The 13,091-nt window shown below is 73.8% G+C and carries 11 protein-coding genes; 9 read left to right on the top strand and 2 right to left on the bottom strand.

Annotated elements, in window-relative coordinates; all coding sequences use genetic code 11:
• Positions 1–577: 577 nt before the first annotated feature.
• From OG448_RS27105 to OG448_RS27065, 9 genes are all read left to right on the top strand, one after another.
• Entirely contained in the window at positions 578–2,635 is a 2,058-nt protein-coding gene (locus OG448_RS27105) for a hypothetical protein (protein ID WP_405557625.1), read from the top strand.
• 61 nt (positions 2,636–2,696) lie between these two features.
• Positions 2,697–3,122, top strand: coding sequence for a phage tail protein (locus OG448_RS27100; protein WP_031181814.1), 426 nt, complete (start codon positions 2,697–2,699; stop codon positions 3,120–3,122).
• Between the two features lie 49 nt (positions 3,123–3,171).
• Positions 3,172–3,897, top strand: a complete 726-nt coding sequence (locus OG448_RS27095) for a LysM peptidoglycan-binding domain-containing protein (RefSeq protein ID WP_030809267.1) — start codon at positions 3,172–3,174, stop codon at positions 3,895–3,897.
• Entirely contained in the window at positions 3,894–5,717 is a 1,824-nt protein-coding gene (locus OG448_RS27090) for a VgrG-related protein (protein WP_405557623.1), read from the top strand. Before OG448_RS27095 ends, OG448_RS27090 begins: the two co-directional genes overlap by 4 nt.
• A 45-nt stretch (positions 5,718–5,762) precedes the next feature.
• A complete protein-coding gene (locus tag OG448_RS27085; RefSeq protein WP_391298147.1) occupies positions 5,763–6,083 on the top strand; it encodes a PAAR domain-containing protein in 321 nt (106 codons plus the stop codon).
• Positions 6,080–6,502 (top strand): GPW/gp25 family protein, encoded by a 423-nt coding sequence (locus tag OG448_RS27080; protein ID WP_350907100.1) that lies wholly within the window; start codon positions 6,080–6,082, stop codon positions 6,500–6,502. Before OG448_RS27085 ends, OG448_RS27080 begins: the two co-directional genes overlap by 4 nt.
• Entirely contained in the window at positions 6,502–8,460 is a 1,959-nt protein-coding gene (locus OG448_RS27075; protein WP_405557621.1) for a putative baseplate assembly protein, read from the top strand. The genes OG448_RS27080 and OG448_RS27075 overlap by 1 nt, the downstream gene beginning before the upstream one ends.
• Positions 8,457–9,026: a phage tail protein gene (locus OG448_RS27070; RefSeq protein ID WP_405557619.1), complete on the top strand. Its 570-nt coding sequence runs from the start codon at positions 8,457–8,459 to the stop codon at positions 9,024–9,026. The genes OG448_RS27075 and OG448_RS27070 overlap by 4 nt, the downstream gene beginning before the upstream one ends.
• 4 nt (positions 9,027–9,030) lie before the next feature.
• The gene (locus OG448_RS27065; RefSeq protein ID WP_405557618.1) at positions 9,031–10,119 is read left to right on the top strand and encodes an NADase-type glycan-binding domain-containing protein; all 1,089 of its coding nucleotides are present in this window, start codon (positions 9,031–9,033) and stop codon (positions 10,117–10,119) included.
• Between the two features lie 17 nt (positions 10,120–10,136).
• Here OG448_RS27065 and OG448_RS27060 read toward each other — a convergent pair whose 3' ends face one another.
• A complete protein-coding gene (locus OG448_RS27060) occupies positions 10,137–11,510 on the bottom strand; it encodes a mycothione reductase (protein WP_405557616.1) in 1,374 nt (457 codons plus the stop codon).
• Between the two features lie 46 nt (positions 11,511–11,556).
• The gene (locus OG448_RS27055) at positions 11,557–12,930 is read right to left on the bottom strand and encodes an NAD-dependent succinate-semialdehyde dehydrogenase (protein WP_405557614.1); all 1,374 of its coding nucleotides are present in this window, start codon (positions 12,928–12,930) and stop codon (positions 11,557–11,559) included.
• Positions 12,931–13,091: the final 161 nt, after the last annotated feature.

Below are 13,091 nucleotides of genomic sequence, written 5' to 3'. Positions count from 1 at the left end.
CGCCTCGGGGTCCGCGGAGACGTTCAGTGGCGGTGGGCCGCTGCTCTTGCGTGCGGTGCGGCGGGTGGAAGCGGAGGAGGTCGCGCCTGCGGTTGGGGAGCGGCTGGAGAGGGTTGTCGCCGGTCGGCCCCGGCAGGGGGAGCGACCGGCGGGGTCCGGGTCGGTCTCCGGCAAGGGCGCCGAGGCCGGGCGCGGCGGTGTGCCTGGGGTACAGCGGCGTCAGGCTGCGTCGGAGGCTGTCGAGGGGCAGCGGGGGCTTACATCCGGGGCCTCTCCGGCTGTACTTGGCGCGGGTGCGGCGGAGGCTCCGGTGCGGCGGGCGGCGACCACGCCGGCTGCGGGGGCGCTTCCGGTCGTGCGGCGCGTTGCGGTGGTGGAACCCCGTACGGGTGGAGCTGCTGCGGCTGTTTCGCCAGGTCCCGTGCGGACACGTCCGGCTGCTCGTCCCGAGAACGTTTCGGCGCCGTCCGGCCGCGACAGCGGGCGAACCATCGCCCCCTCCACCGCTTCCGTGCGTGCGCTGCCCGTAGGCCGCTCACTGATCGTCGCTCGGCGGCCCGTCGGTCCCATGCGCCGGGTGGCTCCTGTGCCGACCGCCGCCCCGAAGGCGGCCGCGCCCACTCCGCAGGCCGAACGGGAGCCGCAGGCCGCTCGGGTGGAGCAGACCGCTCGGGCGGGGCAGGCGGACCGGGCCACGGTTCAGCGGCGCGAGGGGAGCCGTCCGCCGCTGGGTGAGCCCATGACCCAACTCCCGCCCACCGCCCTTCCGATGAAGCCGGAGGCCGCGGAGGGGAACACCCCGGGGCCCGCGCTTCCCGTGGTGCAGAGCCGGGCGGAGACGACGGCGACCGGGGATCGGCCCGTGCCGTCCACCGAGCCCGTCCAGCGCCGGGTCGAACCCCAGGCTCCCCGTACCCGTACGGGTCTGGGGGCACCGCTGTCGGAGCTGCCTCCGACGGCCGACGTGCCCGGTGACCGACAGCGGTCCGGGCGAACGCCGGTGCAGCGGTCTGCTGCGCCCACCCCTCAACAGCCCTCGCAGAAGCCCCTGTTGGGTGGTCAGCAGCCTCATGGCGCCGGCGAGCCGTCAGCCGACGCCCTCGTCCCGCGCCGCACCACCACGGAGCCCGCCCCGAGCGGCGGCCCCGCCGACTCCGCGCCGCTGACCGTGGCCCGGACGAGCACCCCCGCGCCCGAGACGCCCGGCACCGCCCCCAGGGACGCCCCCGCGCGCCGCACGGCACCCGAGGACACGCGTCGTACGGCCCAGAGGGCCCCGGCGACCCCGGGCACGCCCCGCACCCCCGAGCGCCCGACCCTGGGGGCCCCGGAGCGCCGGAGTCCCGCGTCCCCCGGCGGCCAGAGCCCCGCACCCGGTGTCCGCCAGGGCGCGGTGCCCATGCCCCCGGTGCGTCCAGGCACGTCGGCCCCTCAGGCGTCCGGCACCGACCAGGCTTCCGTACCGCCGGCTTCGGCACGCCCGAGCACGCCCGGCCACGCGTCCGACCCCGGCCAGAGTTCGGTCCCCCTGACCCCCGCCCGGCCGGTCACGCCCACCGTCCAGACATCCCGTACCGAGCAGAACCCGGCGCGCCCCGGCACCCCGGCCCACGGCGCACCCGGTACCGCCCAGCCCCCGGCAGCCTCGGCTCCGGGACACCCCGGCATGCCCACCCGCCGGACGCCCAGCGCACCCGGCACCCCGGAGACTTCGGCATCCCGTGCACCCGGCGCCACCCCGCCTTCGACACCCCGTGCGCCCGGCCCCACGTCGGCCTGGGCACCCCGAGCCGCCGCGCCGCGCACCCCCGCACGCCCCACCCCCGGCACCACCCCCCTGGTCGTAGCCCGGTCCGTAACCCTCACCGGCCAGCCCACGCCCACGGCCATCACCAAGCCCTCCCCCACCCTGAACCTCCTCCCCGCCCGCCCCCTCACCCTCAGCACCGAGGCGGCACCCCCCATAGCCGCACCCGCCCAGCGCAAGGCCGCCGAACGCCCGGTGGTGTCCCCCCGCTGGGCACGCGAGACGGCGGCACAAGCGTCGACCCCGGTCCAGCGCGCCCCCCAGCCACCGGTCACCCCCTCCCCCGCCCGCACCGCCCGCCCCACCCCGTTGGCCGCGACCCCCAGCGCCCCCGCGCCACGCCCCCTCCCAGTCACGGCCCCCCAGCCCCCCGCCGTACAACCCTTCCTGGTGAACGCCCCCACCCGCGAAGCCACCCGACCGGCCCCCGCTCCCGTGGTCCGCCCCACGCACAGCGGAGCCCCCACCGCGCCGAACGCCGCTCCCCCGCTGGTCCGCCCCGCTCAGATCCAACGGGACATCGGCGGACCCTCCGCTCCACCGAACCCCACGCCCCCGGTGGTCCGCACCCGGATCCAGCGGGACGTTAGCGGCGCCACCACGACCCCGCCCGCCCAGGGCAAACCCGCCACCCAGCCGGCGAACACGACCACGACCACGAAGCCGCAGACCAACAACACCACCCGAGCCAAACCCCCCACCCCCGACTCCGCCCCAGATCTCGACGACCTGGCCCGCCGCCTGCTGGACCCCGTCTCCCGTCTGCTGCGCAACGAGCTGCGCCGGGGCCGGGACCGTACGGGCCGGCCCTTCGACGGCCGCCGTTGAGACACCCGCCCCACAGACCCCACGCCACCCCTGAACGCCCCACGGACGGAACACGAGCAGCATGACGGACAACATCTTCGCCACGAGCGTGTTCTTCCGGCTCGCCATCGGCGGGAACGACCTCGGTGCCTTCCACACGTGTTCCGGCATGGGGGCGCAGGTCGAGATGGAGACGTACGCGGAGGGCGGCAACAACGGGTTCACCTGGCAGTTGCCGGGCCGGGTGACCTGGTCGAACATCACGCTGACCCGGCCGGTGACGGCGGACACGGCGAAGATCGGCCGCTGGCTGGACGAGACGCTGCGCCGGGTGGAGCCGAAGGACGGCGAGATCGTGGCGCTGCGCCCCGACCTGAGCCGGATCATCGGCTGGCAGGTGTACGGGATCGTGCCGGTGCGCTGGCAGGGCCCGTCGTTCGACCCGGCCAGTTCGCAGGCGGCGGTGGAGACGCTGGAGATCGCGCACGAGGGGCTGGTTCCTTCCTGACCGCCCGCTCGCCCCGAGAAGCCCCCGTTTCCCAGGAAGGAACCACCCCATGTCCCCATCGGTCCGCGCCAGCCGGGCCAGGGCGCAGCTCACCCTCAAGGAGCCGCCGGCCTCGGTCGGCGCCAAGCCCGGCGGCACGCTCGCGCGGCTCGACCTCCAGTTCAACCCGTCGACGCTGGAGCTGAGCAAGTCCACCGAGTGGCGGCGCTCCCCGGCGCGCATGGCGGGCGAGTCGGCGCTGCCGGAGTTCGTCGGCAGTGGTCCGCGGGTGCTGAGCCTGGAGGTGTTCCTGGACGCGACGGCCACCCACGACAACTCCGTGGAGCAGGCCGTGGAGAAGCTGATGAAGGCGTGCGTGCCCACGCAGGCGAGCCTCGGCCGGAAGAAGCCGGCGAGTCCCTGGGTGCGGTTCGAGTGGGGCACGGCGCGTACGACGTCGTTCGACGGCGTGATGTCCAGCCTGTCGGTGTCGTACACGCTGTTCGACGTGGACGGGAAGCCGCTCCGGGCCACCTGCTCGCTGTCCATCGAGGAGGCGAGCGTCGACCCGCCGGGGCAGAACCCCACCTCGGGCGCGCGGACGGCGCGCAGCACGCACACGCTGGTGGCCGGCGACAGCCTGGCGATGCTCGCCTGGCGGGAGTACGGGGACGCGACGGCCTGGCGGGCCATCGCCGAGGCGAACGGCATCGACGACCCGATGGCACTCACGCCCGGCACCGAACTGATGGTGCCCGGACTGCGGGACGCCGGGTACGAGGAGGAGGAGCGGTGACGGCTGCCGAGTCGGGTGACGTCCGGTCGTTCGCGGCCGATCCGGTGGTCGAGGCGCCGGGTGAGCTGCCGAAGACGTGGGCGACACAGCTCGTGAGCTGTGTGATCGAGGAGAGCGTGGGGCTGCCGGACACGGCGGTGCTGACCTACCGCGATCCGCAGCACGAGTTCCTCGCGGCGACCGGTGTCACGATCGGCACGCCGCTGCGGGTGTCGGTGGTGACGGTGAAGGGGCAGGCACGGGAGCCGCTGTTCAGCGGTGAGGTGACGGCGCTGGAGCTGGACCGGGACGGCACCGGCACGTTCACCGTCGTGCGGGCCTACTCCAAGGCGCACCGGCTGCAGCGCGGCCGGAAGGTGGTGGCGTACCGGAACATGACGACGGCGGCGATCATCCGCAAGGTCGCCACGTCGGCGGGGCTGGCCTGCGGCAAGGTGGAGGCTCCCGCGGTCACGCACAAGCAGCTCTCGCAGGCGAACGTCTCCGACTGGGACTTCCTGCAGTATCTGGCGGGCGAGTGCGGTGCGCAGGTACGGGTGGACGACAAGGGTGTCCTGCAGTTCACCCGCCCGGTGAAGGCGTCCGGCGCGCCCGCTCCGTCGACGCCCGCGACCCGCAGCCCGCTGGTGCTGGAGTACGGGCGGAACCTGCTGGCGCTGCGGGCGTCGCTGTCGATGGCGGACGCGGCACAGAAGGTGCAGGTGCGCGGCTGGGACGCGACCACCAAGCGGGCCGTGGTGGCCGAGCAGGCGTCCATCACCAGCGGCACGGTCGTGCCGGGTCTGAACCCGGCGTCGGTGAACCGGTTCGGGAAGAAGACCCAGGTGACGGTGGCCGACACCCCGTACCGCACCCAGGCGGAGGCCGCGGCGGTGGCGCGGGCGACGGCGGAGCAGGTGAGCGCGTCCTACGGGGACCTGGAGGCGCTGACCACCGGCAATCCGGCGCTGCGTGCGGGCAAGGCGGTCGCGTTGGGCAATGTGGGCCCGGCGTTCTCGGGCCGGTACACGGCGACGGCGGTGCAGCACGTGCTGGAGCCGCACGGCGGGTACCGGACGACCCTGTGGGTCAGTTCCCGCCCGGACCCCTCGCTGACCGGGCTGGCCGGTGCCGGGGCCGCGGGCTCGCGCGGTGCGCGCATCCCGGGTCTGGCGATCGGCGTGGTGACCGATGTGCGGGAGCCGAACGGCGCGGAGCAGGGCGCGGTGCGGCTCACGTTCCCCTGGCTGGACGACACCTACGTCTCGGACTGGGTGCGTACGGTGCAGTGGGGCGGCAAGGGCGGCGGCGGGGTGGTCAGCCCCGAGGTCAACGACGAGGTGCTGGTCGGGTTCGAGCAGGGGCTGCTGGACAGTCCGTACGTCCTGGGCGGGCTCTACAACGGGGTGGACAAGCCGTCGAAGCATGATGTGCCGCTGGTGGACAAGACCAGCGGGAAGGTCAACCGGCGTTCCTTCGTGTCACGTTCGGGGCACCGGCTGGAGCTGCTGGACGCGCCCCGGCCGGGTCCGTCGGGGTTGCGGCTGGTGACGGCGGACAAGCGTCTGGAGGTCCGGATGGACGACCGCGAGGACCGGATCGAGGTGACCGTGTACCGGTCGCCGGGGCAGGTGGGCACGTCGATGGTGCTGGACAAGCAGGACATCACGCTGAGCGCGCCCCAGGGCCAAGTCACCTTGCAGGGGCGCCGGGTGGTGCTCGAAGGCCAGTCGCGGGTGTCCGTGTCCGGGCGCGCGGTGGCGGTGTCCGGGCGCTCGTCGGTCGAGGTGGACGGTGGTCTGCTGGGTGTCCTGAAGGCCAAGCTCATCCGGATCAACTGAAGCCGCCCCGCCTGTCTGTTGTTGTCGATTACCGAGGAGTTCACGATGCCGGCCGCAGCCCGTACCGGTGATCCGACGAGCCATGGCGGCCGGATCACCACCCCGCCGCCCGCGGCCGCCGCGAGGGTGGCGACCGTGCTCATCGGGGGCCGTCCGGCTGCCGTCGTGGGCAGCCTGCACGTGTGCGTGGTCCCGCCGCACGCGGCCACCGGGCCGCTGAACGTGATCGTGCCGGACCCGATGGCGGTGGTCGGTGAGGGTGTCCTGATCGGCGGGCTGCCGGCCGCGCGGATGGGTGACAAGACGGCGTGCCAGGCGCAGATCGTGATGGGTGAGTTGAGCGTGGAGATAGGTGGCGTGCTGTGAGCGAGCGGTTCATCGGCCGGGGCTGGGCGTTCCCGCTGCGGGTCGGCCCCACCGGCGGCATCGCCATGGTGGAACGGGCGCGGGAGATCGAGGAGGCCATCCGGCTGGTCCTCGGCACCGCGCCCGGAGAGCGGCCGATGCGGCCCGAGTTCGGCTGCGGCATCCACGACTACGTGTTCGCGCCGGGCGACGGCGACACGGCGGGCCGGGTGGCGCAGCAGGTGCGGGAGGCGCTGGAGCGGTGGGAGCCGCGGATCTCGGTGGACGAGGTGGTGGTGGCCTTCGACGCGGTGGACGCCGGGACGCTCTACATCGACGTGCATTACACGGTGCGTTCCACCAACGACCGGCGCAATCTGGTGTTTCCGTTCTACACGATCCCCTCCGAGGAGGGTGTCGAGGAAGTGGTCGGCGACTGATGGTCCTGCCCTCCCCCAATCTGGACGACCGGCGCTTCCAGCAGCTCGTCGACGAGGCGAAACGGTATGTGCAGCAGCGTGCCCCCGAGTGGACCGACCACAATGTGTCGGACCCCGGTGTCACGCTGATCGAGACGTTCGCCTATCTGGTGGACCAGTTGCTGTACCGGCTGAACCGGGTGCCGGAGAAGAACTACCTAGCCTTCCTGGACTTGCTGGGCATCCGGCTGTTCCCGCCGTCGGCGGCGGCCGCCGAGGTCGACTTCTGGCTCTCCGCGCCGCAGCCGGAGCCGGTGACGCTGACCGCGGGCACCGAGGTGACGACGGCGGCGGGTGAGGACGAGGACGCCGTCGTCTTCGCCACGACCGGTGAACTGCGCATCCTTCCCAGCGAGTTGATCCGGCTGGTGACGGCGCCGCGCGGCGGTGAGCAGACCGACCGGACCAACGCGCTGGCCGAGGGCCGGGACGTGCCCTGTTTCCAGGCGGTGCCCGAGCCCGGTGACGCGCTGCTGTTCGGGCTGCCGACGGCCGTGCCGCGCTGTGTGGTCGCCGTCCGCCTGGACAGCCGGGTCGAGGGCGTCGGCGTCGACCCGCGTCAGCCCCCGCTGACCTGGGAGGCGTGGGACGGCACGCGCTGGCTGCGGTGCGAGACCGGCGAGGACACCACGGGCGGTCTGAACCGGCCCGGCGAGGTCGTCGTGTACATCCCGGCGTCGCACACGGCGTCCGTGATCGGCGGGACGCACGCGGGCTGGCTGCGCTGCCGGGTCGTGCCGGCCGAGCCCGGCCAGCCGTTCTACTCCGAGTCGCCGACCGTGCGGGAGGCCGCCGTGTTCACGATGGGCGGCACCATGACGGTGGAGCACGCGGAGACGGTGACGGACGTGCCGCTCGGCGTCTCCGAGGGGGTCGCCGGGCAGACGTTCCGCCTGGACCGGCCGCCGGTGCTGCTCGACGGCGAGCCGCCCTTGGTGGAGGTGTCCTCCGCCGACGGCTGGCAGCGCTGGCAGGTCGTCGAGCACTTCGGCCGCTCCGGCCCCGAGGACCGGCACGTACGGGTCGACGCCACGTCGGGCGAGTTCGGTTTCGCGCCCGCGCTGCGCGAACCCGACGGCACGCTGCGCCCGTGCGGCGCGGTGCCGCCCAAGGGCGCCCAGGTGCGCGTGGCCCGCTACCGCACCGGCGGCGGCCCGGCGGGCAATGTGGCGCGCGGCGCGATCAACGTGTTGCGCAGTTCGGTGCCGTACGTCGCCCGCGTCGGCAACCGGGAGGCGGCCCGCGGCGGGGTCGCGGGCGAGACCGTGGCCAACGCCCGGCTGCGCGCCCCGCAGGCGCTGCGCATGCAGGAGCGCGCGGTGACCGCCGAGGACCACGAGATCATCGCGCGGCAGGCGGCGCCCTCGGTTCGCCGGGTGCGCTGTCTGCCCGCCGCCGACGAGCCGGGCGCGGTCCGGGTCCTGGTGGTGCCGGACGCGGTGCCCGACGACGACGGCCGGGTCCGTTTCGAGCAGCTCATCCCGTCCGACCAGGTGCTCGCCGCGATCACGGAGGCCCTGGACGAGCGGCGCCTGATCGGCACCCGTCTCGTGGTGGAACCGCCGGTCTACCAGGGCGTCACCGTGGTGGCCCGGCTCACCGCCCCGGCCGCCGTCGCCGACCGGGTACGGGCCACCGCCCTGGCCGCGCTCTACGACCACCTGGACCCGCTGCACGGCGGTCCCGACGGCACGGGCTGGCCGTTCGGGCGGCCGGTGCAGTACGGGGAGGTGTTCGGCGTGCTCCAGCGTGCCGTGGGGGACGTCCTGGTGGAGGACATCCGGCTGTTCCCGGCCGACCCGGTGACCGGGCGGCGCGGTACGCCGGTCGACCGGGTGGACATCGGGGCGGGCGCGCTGGTCTTCCCGTACCAGCACCAGGTGGTCGTCACGGCGGCGGAGCCGGAGGCACGGGTATGAGCCGCGCCGCGATCCCCGGTCTGCCCAGCCGCCATCCGATCGGCGGCCAACTGCCCGCGCTGTACGCGGAGGACGACTTCGCCCAGCGGTTCACCGCCGGGCTGGACACCGTCCTGGCCCCGGTGTTCAGCACGCTCGACAACCTGCCCGCCTACCTCGACCCTCGGGTGGCCCCGGCCGACTTCGTGGCCTGGCTCGCCTCCTGGGTGGGCGGTGTCGACGATCCGAGCTGGCCGCTGGAGCTGCGCCGCGAGGCCACGGTCCGGGCGATGGAACTGCACCGGCGGCGCGGTACGAAGCGTGGTCTGGTGGACGCCCTCCATCTGATCCTCGGGGTACGGGCCGAGGTGGTGGGCGACGGCGCCGCCGTCTGGTCCGGCACCCCCGGCAGCGAGCTGCCACCCGCGCCCGACGCCGAGATCGTCGTACGGGTGTGGCCCGGCCGGGAGGCGCCCGTCGAGGCGTCACAGGTCCATGAACTGGTCCGGGCCCTGGTCCCGGTGCACACACGATGCCGGGTGGAGGTCCTTTCCGCCGCGCCCTCCGGCTCCGGCGAAGGGGAGTGACGGCATGCGCGAATGTCCCGCCTGCGGGGCGTCGAACGAGGCGACGGACGACTTCTGCGGGAACTGCGGGAGTTACCTGGGCTGGTCGGAGGGGTCGGGACGGTCGTCACGCCGGGCGGCCGCCGACGTCCCTGCGGAGGCGGAACCGGAGCCGGAACCTGCGCCCGAGCCGGTCGCCGAGCCCGCCCCGGCCCGGACCGACGAAGCCGAGCCGCCCACGCCGGCACCCGTACCGGCCCCGGCACCGGCACCACCCCCCGAGCGCACCCCGGACCCGCCCCGCCCGGTGACCCCCGAGCCCCCCGCTCCCCCGACCGCCCCCCAGCCCGTCAAGCCGGCCAAGGCGGTCGCCCCGCGCCCGGTGGTGCGCCCGCTCCCGGCGGACGAGGACACGTCCGGCATCCCGTGTCCCGTCTGCCGCACGCCCAACCCCCCACACCGCCGTTTCTGCCGCAAGTGCGCCGCGCCGCTGGCGCCCGTGGCGGAGACCCAGCCGCTGCCGTGGTGGCGCACCGTGTGGCCGTTCCGGCGGCGCACCCGGGGCGGCTCGGGCGCCCTGACGCGGCTGCTGGTGATCCTCGCCGTGGTGCTGGCGCTGTGCGTGGGGGCGTTCCTGCTGCTCCCGGCCGGACGGAAGTTGATCGAGGACACGCGGGACAAGCTGGGCACCCCCAAGGCGGTGAGTCCGTCCCGCGTCACCGCCACGGCCGAGCTCCCCGGGCACTCCGCGCGGCTCACCACGGACGGGCTGACCAACCGCTACTGGGCGATCCCCGGCAAGGGCGCGTCGGTGACGTACGCCTTCGCCAAGCCGTTCCGGTTCGTGGACGTGATCGTCACCAACGGCGCGTCCAAGAACGCCGAGGACTACGGCACCCAGGCCCGCGCCCTCCATCTGGACATGGACGTCTATTCCGAGGACGGTCAAGTCCAGCGCAGGAAGATCGACTTGAGCGACAAGCCCGGCCCGCAGCCCATCGCGGTCGGCATGAGCCGGGTCACCTCGGTCCGGCTGACGCTCAGCGAACCGGTCGGCCTGTCCGGCGGGCGGCACGTCGCGCTGGCGGAGGTGGAGTTCTTCCAGCGGACGTGACGCGGCGGACCTGACGCTCAGGAGGCCGGGGAGTCCAGCTCGCGCAGGGCGTTCTCCACGACCTCCGTCAGGGCCGGGTGAATCCACAGCGGCTTCTCAGCGAGGGCGCGCGCGGTGATGCCGAAGGTCTGGGCCACGACCAGCGGCTGGACGAGGGTGGCCGCCTGCGGGCCCAGCAGATGGGCACCGAGCAGGCGGCCGGTGCCGCGGTCGACGAGCACCTTGCAGAAGCCCTGGGTCTCCTCCAGCGCCCAGCCGTAGGCCACGTCCTCGTACCGGTGCGTGGCGACGGCGTAGTCGAGGCCCTGCTCGCGGGCCTCCTGTTCGGTGAGGCCGACCTGGGCGATCTGCGGGCGGGTGAACACCGCGGCGGGCACCGCGTCGTAGCTCATGGTGCGCGGGTCGCCGGGGTGCAGGAGGTTGTGCGCCACCACCTCGGCCTCGCGGTTGGCGACATGCTTGAGCGGTACGGGCGTGGACACGTCCCCGAGCGCCCACACGCCCTCGGCGCTGGTGCGCAGGTGCTCGTCCACGGTGATCCGGCCGTCCTCGGCGTCGATCCCGGCCGCGTCCAGGCCGAGGCCGTCGCCGGCGGGGCGGCGGCCGACCGCCACGAGCAGGGTGCCGGCGCGCAGTTCGGTGCCGTCGTCCAGCGTGAGCCGGAGGTCGCCCGGCTCCCCCGAGACCTCGGTCAGCTCGCGGCCCAGGCGCAGGTCCCACTGGTCACGCACGAGGTCGGTGAACGCCTCGGAGACCGACTCGTCCTGCTGGGCCAGCAGCCGGTCCTGCTGCTCGACCACGGTGACGTGGCTGCCCGCCGAGTGGAACACGTGGGCGAGTTCGGCCGCGATGTACCCGCCGCCGAGCACGACGAGCCGCTCCGGCGGGGTGTCGAGCCGCATCACCGTGTCGGAGGTCTCGTACGGCAGCCCGGAGTCGGCGATCAGCGGGGGTACGACGGGCCGTCCGCCCGCCGCGACCACGATCCGGTCGGCGCGCAGCTCCACCGGCCCGCTCTCTGTCTCCACGCTGAGCCGGCGCTCGCCGGTGAAGCGGGCCCGGCCCCGGTACACGGTGACGTTGTCCGAGGCCCGCCGCCCCTCCTCGCCCTCCTTGGCGGCGGCGTCGAGCCGGCCGAACACCCGCTCGCGGGCGTCGGCCCAGCGCACCCGGCGCAGCTCGGCGTCCACGTCGTGGCGACCGGCCTCGCGGACGGCGTCGGCCACGTCGGCGGTGGCGGCGAGCATCTTGCTCGGGATGCAGCCCGCGTTGAGGCAGGTGCCGCCGAAGGGGCCCTCGGCGACGACGGCGACGTCCAGATGGGCGAAGCGGTCGTCGACGAGGGCGTTGCCCGTGCCGGCTCCGATGACGATCAGGTCATGAGTGCGCATGCCGGGAACGTGTCCCTGCGGTCGGCGTTCATGCCCGTTCGCCCGGTCAGCGGGTGATGCGGACCAGCTTGTGGTTGGCGAACTCCTCCATGCCGAAGCGGCCCAGTTCGCGGCCGAAGCCGGACCGCTTGACCCCGCCGAAGGGCAGCTCGGGGGCGGTGCCCGCCGGGCCGCCGAGGAAGACCATGCCGGTGGCGAGGCGCTGGGCCACCCGCTCGGCCTGCTCGTCGTCGTCGGTCTGCACCGAGGCGCTCAGCCCGTACGGCGAGTTGTTGGCGAACTCGACCGCCTCGTCCTCGGAGCCCACCTTGAAGAGCAGCGCGACCGGACCGAACAGCTCCTCCTTGTAGGCCCGCATGTCGGGCGTGATGCCGGCGAGCACCGTCGGCTCGTACCAGGCGCCCGGCCGGTCCATGCGGCGGCCGCCGGCCAGGACGGTCGCGCCCTTGGACACGGCGTCCTGAACCTGCTCGTCCAGGGTCTCGACGGCCTTCTCCGAGGAGAGCGGGCCCATGAAGGTGCCGGGGTCGGTGGGGTCGCCGGGGACGATGCGGCGGATCGCCTCGGTGTACTGCTCGGCGAAGTCGTCGTAGTGCTCGTCCAGCGCGATGATCCGCTTGGAGGCGTTGCACGCCTGGCCCGCGTTGAGCATGCGGCCCTGGAGGGTGTTCTTCACGACGCGGGACATGTCCGAGACGCCGAGGATCAGATACGGGTCGGAGCCGCCCAGTTCGAGCACGACCTTCTTCAGGTTCCGGCCCGCGATCTCGGCGACGGCCGCGCCCGCCCGCTCAGAGCCGGTGAGGGAGACGCCCTGGATGCGGTCGTCGGCGATCACGTCCTCGATCTGCTCGTTGGTGGCGAAGATGTTGATGTACGCCCCCTTCGGCAGCCCGGCGTCCTGGAAGATCCGCTCCATCTCCAGCGCGGACTCCGGACACTGCGGGGCGTGCTTGAGCAGGATCGCGTTGCCCAGCATCAGGTTGGGCGCGGCGAAGCGGGCGACCTGGTAGTACGGGAAGTTCCACGGCATGATCCCGAGCAGGGTGCCGACGGCCTCCTTGCGGATGACGGCCCGGCCGCCGGAGGCCACGTCCAGCTCCTCCTCCTTCAGGAACTCCTCGCCGTGGTCGGCGTAGTAGCGGTAGATCGAGACGACGATGTCGATCTCGCCGAGGCCCTGCCTGACCGGCTTGCCCATCTCGCGGGTGATGATCGCGGCGAGCTGGTCCTTGCGCTCCTCGTAGAGGTCGGCCACCCGGTGCAGTACGGCCGCGCGCTCCTCGGGCGGCCGGGCGGCCCACTCGCGCTGGGCGTTGTCGGCGGACTCGAGCGCGTCCCGCAGTTCGGCGTCGGTGGCGGTCGGGTACTCCCGCTCGGTCTCGCCGGTGGCGGGGTTGACGATTCGGTAGTGCTCCATGACGTCCTCTCGTTCTGCCGGTCCGGAAAGCCGCGGGTCGGGTGGCGGCGGCCGGGCATTACCGGACGGTACGGCCAACCGGCTACCCGTGGGCAGGCCCGGAACACCCATCCCCCCGCACCCCAATATGTGCTGATGATCCACAGAAGGGCGATTCCGAC

The organism is Streptomyces sp. NBC_01171 (assembly GCF_045039805.1).
GTDB lineage: Bacteria > Actinomycetota > Actinomycetes > Streptomycetales > Streptomycetaceae > Streptomyces.
Note: the sequence above shows the minus strand (reverse complement) of the source record. Positions and strands in the feature narration are given on the sequence as shown.